The following is a 21,720-nucleotide window of genomic DNA, read 5'->3' on the forward strand; positions in this document are numbered from 1 at the left end:
GCAGGGACATCACGAACGCGCGGTTAGGCTTGGCGCATGTCGCCACAGCCACTTCCACGCAGCTTCTATGCGCACGATGCCCGCCATGTCGCGCCGCGATTGCTCAACAAGGTGCTGGTCAGCGCGGATGGGCGCCGCGGCCGCATCACCGAGGTCGAGGCGTACTGCGGCAGCGAAGATCCGGCCGCGCATTCGTTTCGCGGCATGACCCCACGCACGCAGGTGATGTTCGGCGCGCCCGGGCATCTGTATGTGTATTTCATCTACGGCATGCATTGGGCGATCAACGCGGTGTGCGGCGGTGCGCCCGGGCATGCGGTGCTGATCCGCGCGCTCGAGCCCCTGGCCGGAATCGCCTCCATGCAGGCCGCGCGCAGCGCCGCCCCGCTCAAGACCTTGACCACCGGGCCCGGTCGCCTGGCCCAGGCATTCGGCGTGAGCGCAACGGACAATGGGCTGGATCTGACCGACGCCAGCGCACGCCTGTGGATCGAGGACGACGGCTTGCAACCGCCGTCAGAGTCGCTGGCAACGCCGCGCATCGGCATCCGTAAGGCGATGGATGCGCGGTGGCGCTGGGTGGTGCCCGATAGCCGTTATCTGTCGCGTCCGCTGCCACGGGCGACCGGCGCGCGCGCGGTGCTGCCGGGTGACTGAGCCAGCCACTGCTCCATCGGCGTCTGCTCGGCGGCACCTGGGCCACGTTGCAGCAAGCGCAGTGCCTGTTCGGCTTGCTCAGCGGTGAGTTCCTGCAGCGGCTGGAAGCGATCTGCCGCCCACACCGCCACCGGCAGGCCATCGAGATAAGCGACGCGATTGCCCGGCACACGTGCGATGCGCTCGCCCGGCAGAAGACTGCCGAGCAGATTGCTGGGGTCGCTCGCACTCACGCACACCCACTGCCCTTGCAGCGGCTGCGCACGCACCCGGCGCAACGCGGCAATTGCGTCCGGCAACGCGAATTGTTCGCCGGACAGGCCCGCGATAAAGCGACCACCCCGGATCTCGCCGCGCGCTTCCAGCCGTTGATACATGCGCAGCAATTCGCGCCACGGCGGTAGCCATGCGGCCTCGCGTTCGAGCAACCGCCAACACACCACGCCATAACGACGCAGCAGCGTGCGCGCAACGTGTTCGAGGGTCTCCTGATGCCGCTCGCCGGCTTCGGCCAACGGCAATTCCGGCAGCGTCCGCACCGGCGCCCAACGACCGGCATCGCGAATGCCCAGCGCACTGGCACGGCGACGTTGGCGCGACAGCGCGCTCGGCCGCTTCGAGGCCGGTACCAGCAGCGCACGCAGCCCGGCGTAACTGTCGCAATGCGCGCGGCCACGCATCACCAGCTCGCTCAACGCGTCTTCCAGCTCGGTGCTCATCAAGCGGGCGGCATCGGCGATCTCATCGAAGAACAACGCGCCTTGCTGCTGCAACACCTCTGCCACGCGCTGCGCGCGCGAGCCCAGGGGTGTGTCATCGACGCCGCGTGCCAGGCTGCTCCAGCGCTGCGCTTCGCGACGCGGCAATAACACGATCGGCGTTGCGCGCAACGCGGCACCGCTGCGGCCACCGCCGGGGCGCAAGCGTGCCCACACGGTGCGCCCGGCCGTGCACAACTCGTCCAGCCACGCCGGTTGGTAGTCGCGTACGCGCGCAGGTAGCAGCTCACTCTCCCACAGCAGCGCGGGCGCTTCGAAGCCTTCCAGCTGCCCGACAACACCGGCCAATGCATCCGGCCCGGCCACACGACTGACGCTGTCGAGGTGCTGCCACTCGAACAGAAAGCGCGCGTAATCGCGTTGCGACACCGGTTCGATCTCGCGGCGCAATCGCCCCAGGGTGTAGCGATGGATGCGCGCCAACAGATGGCGTTCGCACCATTCCTCCGACTGCGCCTGCGCACTGAACTGCCCGGCCATGACATAGCCCTCGCGCTGCAATGCCGCCAGCGCGAGCACGATCTCGGCCTGCGGCAAATGCAGTGCGCCCGCCAATGCCGGCACCTGCGCCGGGCCGATCGCAGACAGGCGCCCGCGCAGCAGTTCGCGCACGGCCCAGTCGTGTTCCCACTCGGCGACACGGCAATCGGCCGGCACCTGCAACGGTGGTTGTGGCGACGCATCTGGATACAGCGGTGTGAACCAGTCGATGCGTTCGGCGCTGATCCATAGCGCGGGCGCACCGTTCAATTCGAGACAACTGGCACGACCATCGGCAGCCAGTGCAGCCAACCAGGCCTGCCATTGCACATCGGCGGCTTCGTCCACGGGCAATACGCCAAGCCCGACCAGCGCTTCGTGCATTTCTTCGGCATCGCGTGGCTGCGGCCAGCCCTGCTCGCGCACCGAGGCGATGGCATCGGGATCGAGCCGGCCCAGATCGTCGCTGGTCTGCGGCGTGTAGCGGCGGTTTTGCACCGCCTGGGTGCGGCGCTCTTCCAACGGCGCGTCGTCCAGAAACGCGTACGGACGCGCGTTCAAGGCTTCGGCCGCCAGCGGCGATGGCGCGGCCAGATCGCGCGCCACCACCGTGATCGCACCGGATTCCAGCCCACGCAGCACCTGCAACCAGCCTTCGATGTCCATCGCCTGATGCAGGCAATCCTGCAGCGTCTGCGTCACCAACGGATGGTCCGGCACCTGGCGCTCGCCGACCAGATTCTCCGCGCAGGCGACCTGATCGGGGAACACGCTCGCCAGCAGATCTTCGGACTTCATCCGTTGCAACTGCGGCGCCACCTTGTTGCCGCCAGTGAAGCGCGGCAACGCCATCGCATTGGTCGCATTCCAGCGCCAGCGCACGCCGAACAGCGGCGCATCCAGCACCGCTTGGATCAGCACATGCTCGGCCGATGACGAGTGCAGATAACGGGCCACCTCCTCCAATGCAAAACTATGACTGGTGGACAGCGACAGCACGATCGCATCTTCGGTTGCCGCCGCCTGCAATTCGAAATTGAAGGTGCGACAAAACCGCTTGCGCAACGCCAGCCCCCACGCGCGATTGATGCGGCTGCCATACGGCGAATGGATCACCAGCTGGGTGCCGCCGCTGGCATCGAAGAAGCGCTCCATCACCAGACACTGCTGAGTCGGCATGGTGCCCAGCGCCGCGCAGGCGTGCGCGAGATAGTCCACCAGTTGGCGCGCGGCTTCTGCGGCCAGACCCAACTCGCTGCAGAGCCAATCGCAGGCGGACTGATGTGGTGCGCTGCTGAGGGGTGCGCTGTTGAGAGGCGTGCTGTTGAGAGGCATGCTGTTGAGGAGCGTGGCATCGAGGGGCATACCGTCGAGGCGTGCGCTGTCGAGCCGCGTGGCGATCTCGCCACGCAACCGCGACACCGCCGCCGACAATTCATCGCTGCGGCCCGGCGCCTCGCCCAGCCAGAACGGAATGTTCGGCGGCGCGCCCTTGGCATCTTCCACCCGCACGCGGCCCGCATCCACACGCAGGATGCGGTAGCTGGCATTGCCGAGCTGAAACACATCGCCGGTCAGGCTTTCGACCGCGAAATCCTCGTTCACCGTGCCGATCTTTTCCGCCTGCGGCTCCAGTACCACGCTGCAGTCGCCGGTCTCGGGGATGGTGCCGCCGGAGGTCAACGCGGTCATGCGCGCACCACGGCGTGCATGCAGGCGGCGGTGCACCGCATCGCGATGCAGATACCCCGCACGCGGCCCGAGCCGGGTACTGAAGCCATCGCACAACATGCCGACCACGCGATCGAACGTCTCCCGGCTCAGCCGAGTGAATGGCCACGCGCGGCGCACCAGCGCGAACAGCGCATCTTCATCCCAGTCCTCGCAGGCGGCCTCGGCCACGAGTTGTTGTGCAAGCACATCGATCGGCGCGAGCGGAATCCGTAGCGCGTCCAGCTCGCCGCGGCGCACGCTGTCCAGCAGTGCGGCGCATTCGACCAACTCGTCGCGGGTCTGCGGAAACAGCCGCGCCTTCGGTGTGCCGCCGACCGCATGCCCGGCGCGTCCGGCACGTTGCAGGAACGTGGCGATCGAACGCGGCGAGCCGAGCTGGCAGACCAGATCGACATCGCCGATATCCAGCCCGAGTTCCAGCGATGCGGTGGCTACCAGCACGGTCAATTCGCCAGCCTTTAGGCGCTGCTCGGCCAGCAGGCGCGTCTCGCGCGACAGGCTGCCGTGATGTGCCGCCACGCGCTGTTTGCCGAGCAGATCGCCCAGATGGCGCGCGGCCCGCTCGGCCATGCGCCGGGTATTGACGAACACCAGCGTGGTGCGATGTTGCTGCGCAAGCGCGGCCACCTCGGCGTATACCTGCAGCCACTGGTCGTTGGACATCACCACGCTCAGCGGCGTCGGCGGCAAGGCCAGCGCGAGATCGCGCGTGCGGGTGTAGCCGATATCCACGATCTCGCACTGCGGTGGAAGTTGGCCGGCGTCGCCGACGCCGACCAGAAATTGCGCGACAGTTTCAATCGGCTTTTGCGTGGCCGACAGCCCGATGCGGGTGATCGGGCGCTCGGCCAATCGTTGCAGACGCTCCAGCGTCAGGCTCAGATGGCTACCGCGTTTGTCCGCCGCCACCGCATGGATTTCATCGACGATGACGGTGCGCACGTGCCGCAGCGCGTTGCGCCCGGAGGCCGAGCCCAGCAGTACATACAAGGACTCCGGCGTGGTCACCAGAATATGTGGCGGCACGCGCCGCAGTTTGGCCCGCTCACGCTGCGGTGTGTCGCCGGTGCGTACCGCCGTGCGCACTGCCACATCCGGCAAATCGGCTGCGCGCAGGGCCGTGCGGATACCTTGCAGCGGGGCGTCCAGATTGAGATGGATGTCGTTGGATAGCGCCTTCAGCGGCGACACGTAGACCACGCGTGTTTCGTCCGGCAATGCGCCGCCGTTGGCCAGACCATCGCGGATCAGCGCATCGATGGCGGCAAAGAACGCGGTCAGCGTCTTGCCCGACCCGGTCGGCGCAGCCACCAGCGTGTGCCGCCCGGCCTGGATCGCCGGCCACGCGGCAATCTGCGCCGGCGTGGGCGCAGCAAAGGTCTGCGCGAACCATGCGGCCACGACAGGATGGAACTGCTGCAGAACAGGATGCATAGGCGATGCCCCGAACCGTCGCGCCACGTTAGGGCGAGCGGTGTGCGGATTCAACTCGGCGGGAACTCAATGGATGGGGGTGTCTGGTGGCCGACGCAAGCTAGCCACAGCGATGGCAGTGAATGGTTTAGCGCGCTATAGCGAAAACGCTGCCTGCGTGATCGTCAGGTACTGCGGCTGACGCAGGATGTCTTGCCAGCGGCTAACGCAACGCTGCGGCCCGGCACGACGATTGTCGATCGGGCGCATGGCGTGGCACATTGGCGCCCATGCCCAGCCTAATTCTTCTCATGATTGCCGGTGCCGCGCTGTACGCGTTCTGGAACTCCTCGCGTGCCGCTGCCGAACGCGCCGACATCCTCGGCCGCAATGCCTGCCGCGCGGCCGACGTGCAGTGGCTGGACCAGAGCGTGCATTCCACCAACATCCGTATCTGCCGCAAGCCCAACGGCTGGCTGGGCTTCGAGCGGACATTTCGCTTTGAGTATTCCTACGACGGCGCAGATCGCCACAGCGGCAAGCTGGTGCTTCGTGGCGACCAGTTGATCGCCTTCACCGGGCCGCAGGTGGCAACCGTGCGGGCGCTGCATCCGGATCAGCAGCAACTGGAATGACAGAGTGTGCCGGCAAAGCGTGTCGCGCTCACGTCCTGAGGCCTGAGCCTGACAGCGATCACGTGACTGCAGGAACCGATCGCGCACCGGTAGCCGATCGGCCGGGTCCCGCCACGGAGCCCCACGCTGAGCTGAGCGTGGATGCATGCGGTTGGCGGTAACGGACGCGATGCGCTTGGCAGGCACTCCACATACATCGAACCAGCTTACCGCTCCAGCGCGGAATCCAAGGGCACCGGCTCGTAGCCATTGCCCCTGCCGCTCAGCCAGCGTATTTCAAGTTTGCCTTCCCGACGCAAATACGCCTGCGCGCGTTCGCATAGCGGACGAGCAAGATCGGCAGGTTGCAATGGCCGCGACTTGCCGGCTACCTCGACATTGAGAAAATGCACTTCAGCGGGCGTGTCGGTGTAGCTGCGCGCAACAAGGGACACCGCAGCATCAATGAAGCGATAGATGTCGTATTCGTAATAGTAGTCGTACATGCCGGACGCATCCTGCTCGCCGCAATCGACATGACGAACGCGCTCCACCTGCATCGGAACGCCTTCGTCGTGCATGTCGGCAACGCCTACTTGACCACACGCAAATGCGGGCGCTTGCCTGCACTCGGCGGCTCATCCGGCGCAGGCGCACTCGGTGGCGGCGGTGCGCCGGGATCCGGTGGCTCGGTGCTGGTACCCGGGATGTCGTCCGGCAAGGCCATTCCCTGCCCGGTCTCGCGTGCGTACACCGCCAGCACGGCGGCCATCGGCACCATCACCGGATAGCTGACGCCGCCGAAGCGCGCAGTGAAGCGCACGCTTTCGTTGTCGACCTGCAGCCCGACCACGGCGCGCTCGGCGATGTTCAATACGACGCGGCCGTCCTTGACGGCACTGGCAGGCACCTGCACGCCAGGCAATCCTGCGTCCACAAGAACGTGCGGCGTCATGCCGTTGTCGTTGATCCATTCGACCAAGGCCCGCAACAGGTACGGGCGATGGCTGGTCATGCGGGGGAAATCTTCGCTCATGGCGTCATTTTACCCGCACACGGCCCGCAGCGGCGGCGCGACGATCGGACCTCGGTCTGTTGGCATACAGCCCTCGCATCAGCCCGGCATGTCGCGCAGTTTGCGTTCCTGATCGGTCAGGCTGCGGATGAAGCCGGGATTGCGGAAGATCCGGTTGCCGTAGTCCTCGATCGCCTTGCCATCCTTGGGCAGCCCGATCTCCAATGCGTCCAGTCGCCAGATGATCGGCGCCATGGCGCAATCGGCCAGACTCATTTCCGGATTGAGGAAGAATTTGCTGGCCTTGAACAACGGCACCGATGCGGTGAGCAGTTCCTTCAGGCGCTTGCGGCCGGCTTCGGCCTGGGTCTTGTTGCCGAGCTGGATGGCCTGCACCTGCGGCACCCAGTCGTGCTCGATCCGCAGCATCGCCAGACGCAGGCGCGCGCGCGACAGCGGGTCGACCGGCATCAGCGGCGGATGCGGATAGCGCTCGTCCAGGTACTCGCTGACCACCGATGCGGCGTACAGCACCAGGTCGCGTTCGACCAGGGTGGGAACGGAATGGTAGGGATTGAGATCGATCAGATCTTCGGGAGGATTTTGTGGGTCGACCGGCACCAGGTCGTAGGTCACCCCTTTCGCCGCCAGGACCAAGCGGACCCGGTGGCACAACACGTCGTCGTTGGACGAAAACAAAGTCAAGGTATTTCGCATACGCACACTCGTCGCCATTCAAGGCTCTCCGACGACCGGAATCCGCCGGCCGCATCGGCGCAGCCGGCCCAACGCCGACCGTCACCACGGTCCTTCGAGTGTGCAATCACGTCACGCAAAAGCCAAGGGTGATAAGGCCTCAAAACACGAACAGGCCATGTTGTCTTGTTGAATGACGGGCTTGCCAGGCGATTACGCGTCATCGACAGGTGGGTTTGCGGCTGATCTGCTGGTTTGCTGCAGGACCCTTGCCCGCCCACCATCGCGGGACACGTCGCAAGTAAGCCCTTGTAGCATCATCGGCACGTTGGTTTGCGGCTGATTGCGGGTTTGCTGCAGGGCCCTTGCCGGCCCACCATCGCGGGACACGCCGCAAGTACGTCCGTGTAGGCTCTTACGCGGCATCCATGCCGCGTAAGGTCCCGCGACGGTGGGCCGGCAAGGACCAGTCGAGATGGTCGGTGTGTATGTTTTCAACAAAGCACCGACTCACTCTCTGGTGCGGTGTCCTCGCCAATTGCGGGACCGTGTGGCGGCATGGATGCCGCCACCGAGCCTCCACGGACGGATTCACGGCGTGTCCCGCGAGCGGTGAGGACATCACGCCCTCCGACCAACCGACCAACACGACCTGGACTATCGAGATAGTGCCAAGAGCGGCTAACAAAAATGACTGCGCGACACCCAAACAGGCGCAGCCCGTGTTCGGAATCGCATGTACCACTCGGACACTCCGGTTCCTCCACAGCGTCCAAATCCGCTAGGCGATTACCAGGTTGTGTTAACTGCTTTCGGGCGGCTGCGGCAGTGCGCGGCCGCCGCCGGATTTACAGCCTAATCAATGCACGTCCTTCCAATATTCCTTCTTGAGCAGATAGGCAATGAAGGTCAGCAGGGCCAGGAACAGGATCACCCACACGCCCATGCTCTGCCGCTTCAGCGCCGCCGGCTCGCCTGCGTATTCGAGAAAGTTGGAGATATCGCGCACGGTCTGATCGAACTCGACCGGCGTCTGGCGTCCAGCTTGACCGAGCTTGAGCGCCTGCACCGGCTTGTCGCCGGTGGCCTTGTCGGGCGGCCCGTACTGCGCTTGTTGCAGGCCTTGCAGTTCCCACAAGGGATTGGGCATGGACGCGTTCGGGAACAACTGGTTGTTCCAGCCCAACGGACGGGTCTGATCCAGATAGAACGACTTGAGGTAGGTATAGACCCAGTCAGTGCCGCGCACGCGGGCGATCAGGGTCAGGTCCGGCGGCGCCTTGCCGAACCATTTGGTCGCTGCATCGTGCGGCATGGTGCCTTCGATGTGCTCGCCGATCTTGGCGCCGGTGAAGTTGAGGTTGGTCATGACCTCTGCTTCGCTCAAACCCAGATCGCTGGCCATGCGCGAGTAGCGCAGGTATTTCAGCGAGTGGCAGCCGGAACAGTAGTTCATGAACAACTGCGCGCCACGCTGCAGCGAGGCACGATCGCTCAGATCGTTTCCGGCCTGCTGTACTGCGCCGCCTTCGGCCGCCATCGCGCTGCCGGCAACGACCAGAGCGCACAGCAACGCAACCAAGCGTGACTTCCATGACTTCACGATGTGCTTAGTCATGCGTGGTCACCCGCTCCGGTACCGGTTTGGTCTTGTCTATCCGCGTCCACACCGGCATGGTGATGAAGAAGGCGAAGTACAGGAAGGTCAGCACCCGCCCGACATAGGTCTCGTGTGCGTCGGTACCCGGCCCGGAGCCGATCACGCCCAGCCACACGAAGCACACCACCAGCACGCCCAATGCGAGCTTGGAGATCCAGCCGCGGTAGCGGATCGAACGCACCTTGGCGCGATCCAGCCATGGCACCAGAAACAGGATCGCGATCGCCGAGAACATCACCAGCACGCCGCCGAGCTTGTTGGGCACCACCCGCAACATCGCGTAGTACGGCGTGTAGTACCACACCGGTTTGATGTGCTCCGGGGTCACCAGCCGGTTGGCCTCGGTGAAGTTGTCGTGCTCGAGAAACAGGCCGCCGAAGGCCGGCGCGAAGAAGATGATGAACGCCGCGATCAGCAACAGGAAACCGACACCGACCAGATCCTTGACCGTGTAGTACGGATGGAACGGAATGCCGTCTGCGGGCTTGTGCGCATCCCAGCGATTGCCCTTGGGACCTTTCTTGATGTCGACGCCGTCGGGATTGTTGGAGCCCACTTCATGCAGCGCGCCCAGGTGCAACACGATCAGCAGCAACAGCACCAACGGCAAGGCGATCACGTGCAACGCGAAGAAGCGGTTGAGCGTGGCATCGCCGGGCAGATAGTCGCCCATGATCCATTCGGTCAAGCCATTGCCGATCACCGGAATGGCGCCGAACAAGGAGATGATCACCTTCGCGCCCCAGAACGACATCTGCCCCCACGGCAGCACGTAGCCCATGAAGGCTTCGGCCATCAGCACCAGATAGATCAGCATGCCGAGGATCCACACCAGCTCGCGCGGCTTCTGGTAGCTACCGTACATCAGCCCGCGGAACATGTGCAGATACACCACGATGAAGAACAGCGAGGCGCCGGTGCTGTGCATGTAGCGGATCAGCCAGCCCCACTCCACGTCGCGCATGATGTATTCGATCGAGGCGAACGCATCGGCAGCGCTGGTCTTGTAGTGCATCGTCAGGAAGATGCCGGTGACGATCTGGTTGACCAGCACCACCATCGCCAGCGAGCCGAAGTAGTACCAGATGTTGAAGTTCTTCGGCGCGTAGTACTCGCTGACATGCTTGCGATAGACCGGCATCAGGCCGGGCGCGCGCTCGTTGACCCACTCGAACACGCCGTTCGCGGTACGGACAAGAATATTGCTCATCAGGCAGCCCCCGTGCTGTTGGCCGACGTACCGGCGCCATCCGGATCGACGCCGATGACCAGCGTGTTGTCGTCCACGTAGTGGTGTGGGGGCACCAGCAGGTTGATCGGTGCCGGCACACCGTCGAAGACGCGGCCGGACATGTCGAAGCGCGATTTATGGCAGGGGCAGAAGTAGCCGCCCTTCCATTGCGGGTCGTAGGGCTCGGGCCGGATCTCGGCAACCATCTCCGGCGAACACCCCAGGTGCGTGCACAGGCCGACCAGGACCGAGATATCGGACTTGATCGAGCGGTACTCGGGGTTCTTCAGCACGTACTCCGGCTGCTGGTCCTTGTTCTCGGACTTGGGGTCCTTGAGCCGGTCGTCCAGCGAGGGCAGTGCGTCGAGCATCGCCTTGGAGCGCTTGACGATCCAGATCGGCTGACCGCGCCACTCCAGAACCAGCCGTTGCCCTTCCTGCAAGGCGCTGATGTCGGCGGTCACCGGTGCGCCGGCCAACTTGGCGCGTGCACTGGGATTCCACGACTTCACGAACGGAACTGCAACAAATCCTGCTCCGACCGCACCGACCACGGCGGTTGTCGCGGTCAAAAACCGACGACGCCCGAGATCAGCAGGTGCGTTAACCCCATCGTTGGCCATCCGGCTCTCCGATCTTGATTAGGTAGCGTGAGGCTGCCAACGGCTGGCGGGGGGTCCAGCCGCGATGAATCGACCGCAGTGTAGCGGAACGCTTAATGCACAGACAATGCAATGTACGCAGTCGGAGCTGCGCTGTGCAAACGCTGCATGCAGGTGCGTGTCGATAACGCACGCAGCTCAGTTGGCTGCCGTGCTCTGCCCGCGATAGCGACCGGCCAGCAGGCCGACGCGTTGCACATAGCGCTGGGTCTCGCTGTACGGCGGCACGCCGCCGTAGCGATCCACCGCGCCCTCGCCCGCGTTGTAGCCGGCAGCGGCAAGCGTGAGATCGCCGTTGAAGCGTTTCAACAACCAGGACAGGTACTGCACGCCGCCGCGAATATTTTGCGATGCATCATAGGCGTCGCTGACGCCGAAGCGGCGCGCGGTTCCGGGCATCAGCTGCATCAACCCTTGCGCGCCGGCACGGCTGAGCGCCAGCGGGTTGTAAGCCGACTCGGCATGGATGATGGCGCGCACGATCGCTTCTTCGACCCCGAACTCGCGTGCCGCCGCAGTGATTTCCTGCTGGTAGGCATTGGTGTTGAGCCGGATCGCACCGAAGTTGACGCCGGGCTTGGCGCCGCAGGCGTAGCAGGTCTCGATAAAGCTGTAGTGGATGGTGCGCAGGCCTTCGATGCTGGCGACCTGGCGCGGGCGTGCGCTGGTGTAGTGGCGCACGCCGTCCTTCATATAGGAATAGACCTGCCCGCTGACCACCCGACGCGGATTGACCGCCGTTGCGGCGGCAGGCGCGTGCACGATGGACGTCTCCGACACCGGCGGCGCGCGCGGCACCACCGCTGAAGCGACCTCGGCAGCGCGACGCGGCGCTTGGCTGACCGGCTGGCTGATGATCGTGGCCGGCGCGCCGCTGTCGATACTGGCGATGCTACGCGCAGGGGCGGCAATCGCGCCTGGCGTCGCACGCACCGGAGACGGCAGTGTGCGGCGGGTAGAGCGATCCGGGGTGTAGCTGCTGATGACACTGCAGGCGGCGCCGCTCTGGCGCTTGCTCACATAACTGGTGATGCCGTCGCCGCTGACGCACTTGTACAAGGTGCCGGCGCTGGCCGGCGCCGCCGACAACGTGACAAGTAGCAGCCCCAGCACTCTTGACATCCCCTTCATGTGGCGGAGTGTCCCAGCTTGCCCTGGGCTTGCCAAGTGTCGGCCGGCGTTACCGGGGCAGCCGGTCCAGTTGCGCTCGCAACGCGTTCAGGGCCTGGGTCAGGGGTTTACGCATATCGGCAGGAGAGATCGCCTCGAACGGCAGTTCGAGCAGCAGCAGATTGGCCGCCAGGGCCGGCATGCTCGGCGCGCCCAGACCGAGCCAGCAGTGATCCGGGCCGTCGGCTTCCAGCGCACCCAGCCAGGGCGGAATGCAGGCGGCGAGTGCGTCCAGCGTGCCTTGCAGGCGTACCCGCGCCCGGCATGGGAATGGCGACTCGCCGATCGCCTTGCGCAACAACTGCAGCGGCTCTTCCGGCAGCGCACGGGCGGCGAACTGCGCGCCGGTCGCGACGGCCTGATCGATACGGTCGGCACGCAGGGTGCGCCAGTCCTGGCGCTCGCAGTCCCAGACCAGCAAGTACCAGCGCCGCCCGTAATTCACCAGCAACGCCGGCTCGACGCAGCGGGTGATCGGCGCGCCAGAGTGGCGGCGATAATCCACCCGCAAGGTAATGCGGTCGCGGCAGGCGCTGGCCAATTGCGCCAACAGTGCCGCGTCCACCAACGCGCTGGCGTCCATGATCGGCAGACTGGCCATGGCCGCATGCGCGGCGCTGGCGCGCTGGCCGCTACGTCGCGGTAACAGCGGATCGAGCTTGGCCAACACCCGCGCCGCTGCCGCGTCCATGTCGCGGATTGTCGGGGCGGCCGCGCGCAAGGCGATCGCCACCGTCAGCGCTTCGTCTTCTTCGAACAACAACGGCAATGCGACCGCGCCCTGCCCCAGCCGGTAGCCACCACCGGCTCCGGGCGCGGCATGCACCGGGTAGCCGAGCTCGCGCAGGCCTTCGACATCGCGCCGCACGCTGCGCGGATGAATCTCCAGGCGCTCAGCCAGGGCCACGCCGGACCAGCTCCGGCCGCCTTGCAGCAGAGAAAGCAGACGCAACAGGCGGGCAGCGGTCGAGGCCATCGCGCCACCGTATTGCGGACAGAAACTGTCCGCAATAGCTACGTAGGCTTGCGTCATTGCCGTTTGCTGCATCAACGCTTGCGGCTTGGACGTTCCACCCATCGAACAAGGAATCCGCAATGCCCGACGACCGCCATGTCACCCTGTTCCACAATCCCCACTCGCGTTCGCGCGGCGTGCTGGTGCTGCTGGAAGAGCTCGGTGCCAGCTATAGCCTGCATATTGTCGATCTGGAAAAAGGCGAGCAGCTTGCGCCCGAGTACCTGGCGATCAATCCAATGGGCAAGATTCCGGCGATCCGGCATCGCGACAGCGTGGTCACCGAACAGGGCGCGATCTATCAGTACCTGGCCGAGTTGTATCCGGAAGCCGGCCTGTCGCCGGCACCGGGCGATGCCGATCGCGGCGCCTATCTTCGCTGGCTGGCCTTCTACGGTTCGGCGTTCGAGCCGGCCATCATCGACCGCGCGATGAAGCGCGACGCCCCGCCGCGCGCGATCTCGCCGTACGCCGACTGCGACACGGTGCTGCAGGTGGTCGATGCGCAGCTGGCGAAGGGCGACTATCTGTTGGGCGATCGTTGCAGCGCAGCCGATGTACTGTGGGGCGGCGCACTCGGCTGGATGGTCGACTTCGGCCTGGTCGACCCGCCTGCCACCACCCGCGCCTACATTGCACGCATGGCCGACCGGCCGGCATTCGGCCGCGCCGAGGCGATCAACGCCAGGCCCTGAGCATCCGGACGCAGCCGGCGCAAGCGGGTAAACTACGCGGCTATCTTCTACCCGCCTGGAATAAGCGCCATGCCCGGGACATCCGTTTCCGACCTGTCCGCGGCCACCGCCGTGGACGCCCCCGCCCTGTTGCCGCTGCCCGTGGCACGCCCGGCAGCGCCTGCCGTGGTGCGCGGCAAGCTGTACATCAAGACCCACGGGTGCCAGATGAACGAGTACGACTCGGCCAAGATGGCCGACGTACTCGCCGCCTCCGAGGGCCTGGAGCTGACCGACAACCCCGAGGACGCCGACGTGGTGCTGGTCAACACCTGCTCCATCCGCGAGAAGGCCCAGGAAAAGGTGTTCAGCCAGTTGGGCCGCTGGCGCCTGCTCAAGGAGAGCAGGCACAAGGCCGGCGGCACCCCGGTGATCATCGGCGTCGGCGGCTGCGTGGCCTCGCAGGAAGGCGAAGCGATCGTCAAGCGCGCGCCTTATGTGGACCTGGTGTTCGGCCCGCAGACGCTGCATCGCCTGCCCGAACTGATCCGCGCGCGGCGCGAATCGGGCAAGTCGCAGGTGGACATCAGCTTCCCGGAAATCGAAAAGTTCGATCGCCTTCCCGAGCCGCGTGCCGATGGCCCGTCGGCATTCGTGTCGATCATGGAAGGCTGCTCCAAGTACTGCTCGTTCTGCGTGGTGCCCTATACCCGCGGCGAAGAAGTGAGCCGGCCGTTCGAAGACGTGCTGGTGGAAGTGGCGCAACTGGCCGCGCAAGGCGTGCGCGAGATCAACCTGCTCGGCCAGAACGTCAACGCGTATCGCGGTGCATATGGCGCCGACGCGGGAGACGCCGCGCAGTACGCGGATCTGGGCTTGCTGATTCGTACCATCGCGCAGATCGACGGCATCGGCCGCATTCGTTTCACCACCTCGCATCCGCTGGAGTTTTCCGACTCTCTGGTGGATGCGTATCGCGACGTGCCGCAGCTGGCCAATTATCTGCACCTGCCGGTGCAGGCCGGCAGCGACCGGATTCTGTCGGCGATGAAGCGCGGCTACACCGCGCTGGAATTCAAATCCAAGATCCGCAAGTTGCGCGCGGTGCGCCCGGACATTTCGATCAGCTCGGATTTCATCGTCGGCTTCCCCGGCGAAACCGAAGCGGACTTCGAAAAGACCATGAAGCTGATCGAGGACGTGGGCTTCGATCAGAGCTTTTCCTTCATCTATTCGCGTCGTCCTGGCACGCCGGCCTCGGATCTGCAGGACGACACGCCCGACGCCGTCAAACAGGCGCGCCTGGCACGCTTGCAGGCGCAGATCAATGCGCATGCCACGAGTATTTCGCAATCCATGGTGGGCAGCGTGCAGCGGGTGTTGGTGGAAGGCCCCTCGCGGCGCGATCCCAACGAATTGACCGGCAAGAGCGAGAACATGCGCCCGGTGAATTTCCCCGGCAATGCGCGCCTGATCGGGCAATTCGTCGATGTGCTGATCACCGAGGCGATGAGCAATTCGCTGCGTGGTCGTATCCACCTGGATGAAAACGCACGCTGATGCAGCGCAGGCGCCGGATTGCTCGGCGCCATGTTGAAGTCATTGTTTGCAGCATGCGCTGCCGGCGATCCATGCAACCTGCGCCAGCCACGCTCATGCGGCTCACCTGAGCTGTCTCTTTGCAGTCGCAGACAACGACAAGCATCGACATGATCGGTCGCGTCGCTCGCTGCGCGCACTGGTGGCGAAAAATTCGCCACCCATCCACAACGCCTTGCTACACAAGGCCGCGTGACACTTACCCACAGGCTTTACCGAATTCGATCCACATCGGTTGTGGACAAGCGCGCGCGCACTGGCGATTTTTTCACCACCACCCTGCCAGGCCTTACGCCAGTAAGCGTCACCAATTCTATCCACAGGTTGTGGATGCGTGGCTCCACAGCGCTTGTGGAGAACTCGAACGCGCAGGCGGGCACGCGCATGGTCACGCCGCCGTGCCGCCGGGCGTGTTGGTGGGATCACACGCTGCGCGCTACCCTTTTCGTCCCGCCCTACCGACGCCGCATGCATGCGCTGTCCGAGCCGACCATGAACTCATCTGCACACCGCGACTTCACCCTGGAACCCGACGACACCGAGCGCCTGGCCAATCTGGCCGGCCCGTTCGACGCGCACTTGCGCCAGATCGAACTCAAGCTCGGCGTGGAGATCGCCAACCGCGGCAACATCTTCCGTGTCACCGGCCCGGAGCCGGCCATCACTGCCGCGCAGACGCTGTTGATCGCGCTGTACGACGAGGCCGCCTCCACCGTTTTCGACAACCACGCGATCCATTTGCGCCTGAACGATGCCAATGTCGAACACGTGGTCGAGCGTTCCTATGAAGCCCAGGACGTGGCGATCAAGGTCAAGCGCGGCACCGTACGTGGACGTGGCGCCAACCAGGCCAAGTACCTGCATGCAATCGCCACCCACGACATCAACTTCGGCATCGGCCCGGCCGGTACCGGCAAGACCTTCCTGGCGGTCGCCTGCGCTGTGGAAGCCTTGAACGAATCGCGCGTGCAGCGACTGATTCTGGTGCGCCCGGCAGTGGAAGCCGGCGAAAAGCTGGGCTTTCTGCCCGGCGATCTGAGCCAGAAGGTGGACCCGTACCTGCGCCCGCTGTACGACGCGCTGTATGAAATGCTGGGCGTGGAAAAAGTGGTCAAGCTGCTGGAGCGCAACGTCATCGAGATCGCGCCGCTGGCCTATATGCGCGGCCGCACGCTCAACGATGCCTACGTGATTCTCGACGAAGCGCAGAACACCACCATCGAGCAGATGAAGATGTTCCTGACCCGCCTGGGCTTCGGCTCCACCGCGGTGATCACCGGCGACCTGACCCAGATCGACCTGCCCAAGCACGTCAAATCCGGCCTGCGCGATGCGGTGGAAGTGTTGCGCGATGTGGACGGCGCCAGCTTCACCTTTTTCGAAGCACGCGATGTGGTGCGCCACCCGCTGGTGCAGCGCATTGTCACTGCTTATGAACGCCGCGATCAGCAGGACGCTGCCAAAGGCCAGACCCAGACGGAGTGATGCTGCACCGTGCCGGCCCTGTGCCGGCAGGCAGGCAGGTCGTTTGCGGTAGCCGCAGACCGCGACAATCCGGCGTCGTTTCAACCGTGAATGTCCGGGATTACAATCGTGGCTGCAGCCCTGGCCCGCTCGCTCGTGCGAGTGACGGCGTTGCCGGTGGGCCCGCAATGAAGTCGCCGATCACCTGCTCCCACTGAATCCCTCTTGCCCAGGAAACTCTCGCCATGACCCGTGGACCTGTCCGTCTCGACGTCGCTGTCAGTTACGCGCTGCCGCGCGCAGGGTTGCCCTCGGCGGTGAGTTTTCGCAAGTGGGTGGCTGCCGCGCTGAAGGGACGCATCCGCGAGGCCGATCTGGCGGTGCGCATTGTCGATGAGAAGGAAGGCTGCTCGCTCAACCATCATTACCGTGGCAAGGATTACGCCACCAATGTGCTGAGCTTCCCGGCCGAGTTGCCCGAGGGCCTGCCCAAGGGCGTCAAGATGCCGCTGCTGGGCGATCTTGTGATCTGCGCGCCGGTGGTGGCGCGCGAGGCGGCCGAACAAGGTAAATCGCTGGCCTCGCATTACGCGCATCTGACCGTGCATGGCACCTTGCATCTGCTCGGCTGGGACCACGAAGACGACAAGGAGGCCGATGCGATGGAACAACTCGAACGCGAGATCCTGGCCGATCTCGGCATCGACGACCCGTACGCGGGGGAACTTTGATGCGTGCCGGCTTCGCAGCTGTTTTGCTGTTGCTGACCTCCTCCACCGCCTGGGCCCAGTCCGCGCCGATGCGGCCCGATCTGCCGGCCCTGATCGAATGCCGCCAACGTATCGGCGACTTCAACGCGTTGGCGCCGGTACTGGCCGACCCGCTCAAGGCGGTGGCGCTGGGCTGGACGCCGCTCGAGCAGGCCAACCTGTTCATGACCGAATACACGCTCAACACGCCGATTACCGTGTTCGGTCACAGCACCACCCACATCGCGTTTTCCGGCGCCAGCATCATGGCGTTGCTGGACCTGCCCGACCCGCGCCCGCTGGCCAAACAGTTGAACCTGGAACTGGGCGTGGATAACGCCGACAAGATCATGTACGGCCGCGAGCTGGTCAGCGAAGACACCACCAATCCCAAGACCGGCGAGGCGATGATCGAATCGGTGGTGCTCAGCGTCTCCAACGTGAAATCGCACCCCGGCAAGACCGTGGTCGGCTGCGGTTACAGCCTGGATCTGCCCTGACAGCCGGCGCCCCTGCGCCCTGTCCACAGCGCCTTAGCGGCTTCCTGTTAGACTGCCCGCTATCGCCTGGTTTGCCGGGTGCCGTCCCCCGTCACGATGTCCGAAGACGACAGTAGCCAATCCCAAGAAACACCCGAAAAACGCCGTAGCTGGCTCGAGCGCCTGAGCGCTGCCTTCTCTGGCGAACCCCACACCCGCGACGAACTGGTCGCGCTGCTGCGGACCGCCGAGCAAGACGGTCTCATCGCCGCAGACACCTTACGCATGATGGAAGGCGCGATCTCCGTGTCCGAGCTCACCGTGGGTGACGTGATGATTTCGCGCTCGCAAATGGTCTCGCTCCCCGTCGAGGCGCGCTTTCTGGACCTGATGCAGCAGGTGGTCGAATCCGGCCATTCGCGCTTCCCGGTGCACGGCGAGAACAAGGACGAAGTGCTCGGCATCCTGCTGGCCAAGGACCTGTTGCGCGGCGTGGTCGCCGACAACGGCCCCGGCAACGTGCGCGAACTGCTGCGCCCGGCGGTGCTGATCCCCGAGTCGAAGAAGCTCAACGTGCTGCTCAAGGAATTCCGCCTGTCGCGCAACCACATGGCGATCGTGGTGGACGAGTACGGCGGCGTCGCCGGGCTGGTCACCATCGAAGACGTGCTGGAGCAGATCGTCGGCCAGATCGACGACGAGCACGACGATGCCGAAGACGAGAATTCGCTGATCGCGATCCAGGCCGACGGCCGCTATGTGGTCGATGCGCTGACGCCGATCGAGGACTTCAACGAGCGCTTTGGCGCCGACTTCCCCGATGACGAATACGACACCGTCGGTGGCCTGGTCACCGATGCGATCGGCCATCTGCCGGAAACCGGCGAAGAGCTGACCCTGGGGCGCTTTGCGTTCCGCGTGGCCAAGGCCGATGCGCGGCGCGTGCACGCCTTCCACGTCACCATATTGCCGCCCGACCCGCAGGACGACGCTTGAATCCGTCGCACTGCATTCCCGCTGCAGCGTTCAGGCGCTGCAGCGTTCGGCGCTGGGCTGCGTGCTGGGTCCTGATGTTGTTGACGTTGTTGATTGCCCCGGTGGCAGTCGCTCAGACGCCCCTGGAAACGAGCGGACCGGCACCGCGCGTTGGCGTGGTCACCATGCAGCCCGGCGAAGTGTTCTTTGAGCGCTTCGGTCACGATGCCATCGTGGTGGTCGATCCGGTCACCCAGCAGGCCACCTCGTACAACTTCGGCTTCTTCGACCCGAGCGAGCCGGACTTCGTGCCGCGTTTTACCCGCGGCGAGATGATGTATTACCTGGTGGCATTGCCGCTGGAGGAAGACCTGTCGCAGTACCGTAACGTCGGCCGCGGGGTCAGCATCCAGTGGCTGGATCTACCGCCCGAGCAGGCGCGCGCACTGGCCGACGGACTGGCCGTACGCAGCCAGCCTGAAAACGCGCGCTATCACTACGATTACTTCGTGGCCAACTGCGCCACGATGGTTCGCGACACGCTGGACCGTGCAATGGGCGGCGCGCTGAAATCGCAGCTGGCCGGTCGTTCGCGCGGCAACACCTTCCGCAGCGAAGCGGTGCGCCTGGCCTCCCCTGCCCCGTGGATGTGGCTGGGCTTCGACCTGGGCCTGGGGCCGTACGCAGATCGCCCGTTGTCGCGCTGGGAAGAAGCCTTCGTGCCGATGCGCCTGGCCGACAGCCTGACCCAGGTGCACAACAGCGCGGGGCGGCCGTTGGTGCAATCCACTCAGGTCCTGCTGCCGCATCGCATCGCACCGGAGCCGGACGAACAGCGACGGCACTGGTGGCCGTGGCTGCTGACGGGTCTGATCGTCGCTGCCGGCGTACTGGCACTCGGTCGCAGGCAGCGGCTGTTGGCCGCGCTTGCGCTGCCGTACTGGCTGCTGTGCGCGATCGGCGGCGGGCTGCTGGTGTATCTGTGGGGCTTCACCGCGCATCAATCGGCCTGGGCCAACCGCAACCTGCTGCTGGTCAACCCGCTGTGCGCGCTGCTGCTGATCGGCGGCATCGCAGTGCTGCGCGGGCGCCGGCCCGGACGCTGGTTCGACGTGCTGCGCTGGATGGTTGCCGCCGCCGCATTGGTGGCCCTGCTGATTCATTGGCTCTCGTTCCAGGCGCAGGACAACCTGCAATGGGTACTGCTGCTGTTGCCGATCCACGCTGCGCTCGCGATCGCCTTGCGGCGGCGTGACTTGTCCATCCGTACGCGCTGATCCAGGATGCGCCCATGAACCATCACGGCCGCCATCCGGACAACCCGTCCTGCGTCATCACCTGCGCCTATTACGACGGCGATGCCGAACGCCACGACATCAGCCTGGAGCAGATCAGCGACGTGCTGCAGCGCCCGGATGGCTTCGTCTGGGTCGGTCTGTACGAGCCGCAGGAATCGGTGCTGCACAAGTTGCAGGACGAGTTCGGCCTGCATGATCTGGCCATCGAAGATGCGCTCAAGGCGCACCAACGGCCCAAGGCCGAGAGCTACGGCAATTCGCTGTTCGTGGTGGTCAATACTGCCCAGCTGGTCAACGAGCGCATCCGCTATGGCGAAACGCACGCGTTTCTCGGCACACGCTTCCTGTTGACCGTTCGGCATGGTGCCTCGCTGTCGTATACGCCGGTGCGGCACCGGGTCGAACGCGAACCGGCGATGCTGCGCATGGGCGCCTCGTTCTGTCTTTACGGCGTGCTCGACTTCGTGGTCGACAACTATCTGCCGATCATGGATGAGTTCCGCGACACGCTGGAAGGCCTGGAAAAAGACATCTTCGCCGACAACTACAAGCGCGAGACCGTGGTGCGCCTGTACGAGCTCAAGCGCGAACTCAACAAGATGCGGCTGGTGGTGGCGCCGCTGCAGGACGTGCTCTCGCACCTGAAGCGCAACCCGGGCTCACTGATCCACGAAGAAGTCGGCATCTACCTGCGCGATGTGCTCGATCACGCCGTGCGCATCAACGACGCCATCGACACCCTGCGCGAAATGCTGGGCACTGCGCTGAGTGTGAACCTCTCGATGGTGACGCTCGCGCAGGGCGAGACCGTCAAACGCTTAGGCGCATGGGCCGCACTGTTGGCCGCCCCGACGCTGATCACCAGTTGGTACGGCATGAATTTCACTCACATGCCCGAGTTGGACAAACGCTACGCGTATCCATTGCTGGTGGCCGGTGTGGTTGGCTCGTGCCTGGTGCTGTATCGCCTGTTCAAGCGCGCGCGGTGGTTGTGAGGCCGCTTTGCGGCCAGGATTGGGGATTGGGGATTGGGGATTGGGGATTGGGGATTGGGGATTGGGGATTGGGGATTGGGGATTGGGGAGTTGGGATTCGGGATTCGGGATTGGTTAGAGCCGCATCGTTGACCGCTGGTTTTTAGCTGGTGTTTCATGCCTTGCGCCATAGCGTCTAGCGTCTAGCGTCTAGCGTCTAGCGTCTAAGTATTTGCTCTTTCGCTTCCAACTGTTGGCTGTTGGCTGTTGGCTGTTGGCTGTTGGCTGTTGGCTGTTGGCTGTTGGCTGTTGGCTGTTGGCTTCCCTTCGCCCTAGAGCGAGCCGGGCACCGCAGCCACGCGTGGCCGAAGAGGCGCCCTGT

19 protein-coding genes are annotated in these 21,720 nt (G+C 64.8%); 10 read left to right on the forward strand and 9 right to left on the reverse strand.

All coding sequences use genetic code 11. The features are described from left to right. The first annotated feature begins 36 nt into the window (after positions 1–36). On the forward strand, positions 37–657 hold the full coding sequence (locus NYR97_RS21080; RefSeq protein WP_316695598.1) for a DNA-3-methyladenine glycosylase: 621 nt from the start codon (positions 37–39) through the stop codon (positions 655–657). On the opposite strand, the gene NYR97_RS21085 is transcribed toward NYR97_RS21080, so the two are convergent. Continuing rightward, complete coding sequence (locus tag NYR97_RS21085; protein ID WP_316695599.1) at positions 597–5,084, reverse strand: DEAD/DEAH box helicase; 4,488 nt, start codon at positions 5,082–5,084, stop codon at positions 597–599. The two genes, NYR97_RS21080 and NYR97_RS21085, sit on opposite strands and share 61 nt — an antisense overlap. Positions 5,085–5,353: 269 nt before the next feature. On the opposite strand from NYR97_RS21085, the gene NYR97_RS21090 reads away from it, so the two are divergent. Continuing rightward, complete coding sequence (locus NYR97_RS21090) at positions 5,354–5,698, forward strand: DUF3301 domain-containing protein (RefSeq protein ID WP_316695600.1); 345 nt, start codon at positions 5,354–5,356, stop codon at positions 5,696–5,698. Between the two features lie 206 nt (positions 5,699–5,904). Here the strand turns inward: NYR97_RS21090 and NYR97_RS21095 are convergent, their stop codons facing one another. The 8 genes from NYR97_RS21095 to NYR97_RS21130 all read right to left on the reverse strand — a co-directional run bounded on the left by NYR97_RS21095 (position 5,905) and on the right by NYR97_RS21130 (position 13,087). Next, the gene (locus tag NYR97_RS21095) at positions 5,905–6,237 is read right to left on the reverse strand and encodes a hypothetical protein (protein ID WP_205394822.1); all 333 of its coding nucleotides are present in this window, start codon (positions 6,235–6,237) and stop codon (positions 5,905–5,907) included. A gap of 32 nt (positions 6,238–6,269) precedes the next feature. Continuing rightward, on the reverse strand, positions 6,270–6,713 hold the full coding sequence (locus NYR97_RS21100; RefSeq protein ID WP_205394503.1) for a ClpXP protease specificity-enhancing factor: 444 nt from the start codon (positions 6,711–6,713) through the stop codon (positions 6,270–6,272). A gap of 78 nt (positions 6,714–6,791) precedes the next feature. Continuing rightward, positions 6,792–7,427, reverse strand: a complete 636-nt coding sequence (locus tag NYR97_RS21105) for a glutathione S-transferase N-terminal domain-containing protein (RefSeq protein ID WP_006453247.1) — start codon at positions 7,425–7,427, stop codon at positions 6,792–6,794. Between the two features lie 820 nt (positions 7,428–8,247). Continuing rightward, entirely contained in the window at positions 8,248–9,006 is a 759-nt protein-coding gene (locus NYR97_RS21110) for a cytochrome c1 (protein ID WP_316695602.1), read from the reverse strand. Beyond that, a complete protein-coding gene (locus NYR97_RS21115) occupies positions 8,999–10,258 on the reverse strand; it encodes a cytochrome b (protein ID WP_205394501.1) in 1,260 nt (419 codons plus the stop codon). Before NYR97_RS21115 ends, NYR97_RS21110 begins: the two co-directional genes overlap by 8 nt. Then, positions 10,258–10,902: a ubiquinol-cytochrome c reductase iron-sulfur subunit gene (gene petA / locus NYR97_RS21120; protein ID WP_205394500.1), complete on the reverse strand. Its 645-nt coding sequence runs from the start codon at positions 10,900–10,902 to the stop codon at positions 10,258–10,260. The genes NYR97_RS21115 and petA overlap by 1 nt, the downstream gene beginning before the upstream one ends. A 177-nt stretch (positions 10,903–11,079) precedes the next feature. Next, positions 11,080–12,072, reverse strand: a complete 993-nt coding sequence (locus tag NYR97_RS21125) for a lytic transglycosylase domain-containing protein (RefSeq protein WP_316695603.1) — start codon at positions 12,070–12,072, stop codon at positions 11,080–11,082. A 49-nt stretch (positions 12,073–12,121) separates the two neighbouring features. After that, complete coding sequence (locus NYR97_RS21130; RefSeq protein ID WP_316698417.1) at positions 12,122–13,087, reverse strand: helix-turn-helix transcriptional regulator; 966 nt, start codon at positions 13,085–13,087, stop codon at positions 12,122–12,124. A 119-nt stretch (positions 13,088–13,206) separates the two neighbouring features. On the opposite strand from NYR97_RS21130, the gene NYR97_RS21135 reads away from it, so the two are divergent. From NYR97_RS21135 to NYR97_RS21170, 8 genes are all read left to right on the forward strand, one after another. Next, positions 13,207–13,821, forward strand: a complete 615-nt coding sequence (locus NYR97_RS21135; protein WP_316695605.1) for a glutathione S-transferase family protein — start codon at positions 13,207–13,209, stop codon at positions 13,819–13,821. Between the two features lie 69 nt (positions 13,822–13,890). Further along, positions 13,891–15,360: a tRNA (N6-isopentenyl adenosine(37)-C2)-methylthiotransferase MiaB gene (gene miaB / locus NYR97_RS21140; RefSeq protein WP_316695607.1), complete on the forward strand. Its 1,470-nt coding sequence runs from the start codon at positions 13,891–13,893 to the stop codon at positions 15,358–15,360. 531 nt (positions 15,361–15,891) lie between these two features. Then, positions 15,892–16,884, forward strand: coding sequence for a PhoH family protein (locus tag NYR97_RS21145; protein ID WP_316695608.1), 993 nt, complete (start codon positions 15,892–15,894; stop codon positions 16,882–16,884). A 224-nt stretch (positions 16,885–17,108) separates the two neighbouring features. Then, positions 17,109–17,594 (forward strand): rRNA maturation RNase YbeY, encoded by a 486-nt coding sequence (ybeY, locus tag NYR97_RS21150; protein ID WP_023904257.1) that lies wholly within the window; start codon positions 17,109–17,111, stop codon positions 17,592–17,594. Beyond that, positions 17,594–18,112: a hypothetical protein gene (locus NYR97_RS21155; RefSeq protein WP_316695610.1), complete on the forward strand. Its 519-nt coding sequence runs from the start codon at positions 17,594–17,596 to the stop codon at positions 18,110–18,112. Before ybeY ends, NYR97_RS21155 begins: the two co-directional genes overlap by 1 nt. A gap of 96 nt (positions 18,113–18,208) precedes the next feature. After that, a complete protein-coding gene (locus tag NYR97_RS21160) occupies positions 18,209–19,087 on the forward strand; it encodes a CorC family transporter (protein ID WP_205394820.1) in 879 nt (292 codons plus the stop codon). A 74-nt stretch (positions 19,088–19,161) separates the two neighbouring features. Next, positions 19,162–20,343, forward strand: coding sequence for a lipoprotein N-acyltransferase Lnb domain-containing protein (locus NYR97_RS21165; protein WP_425613014.1), 1,182 nt, complete (start codon positions 19,162–19,164; stop codon positions 20,341–20,343). Between the two features lie 14 nt (positions 20,344–20,357). Next, positions 20,358–21,359 (forward strand): magnesium and cobalt transport protein CorA, encoded by a 1,002-nt coding sequence (locus NYR97_RS21170; protein WP_006449555.1) that lies wholly within the window; start codon positions 20,358–20,360, stop codon positions 21,357–21,359. The last annotated feature ends 361 nt before the right edge of the window (positions 21,360–21,720 follow it).

This window comes from Xanthomonas hydrangeae, assembly GCF_032697525.1.
GTDB lineage: Bacteria > Pseudomonadota > Gammaproteobacteria > Xanthomonadales > Xanthomonadaceae > Xanthomonas > Xanthomonas hydrangeae.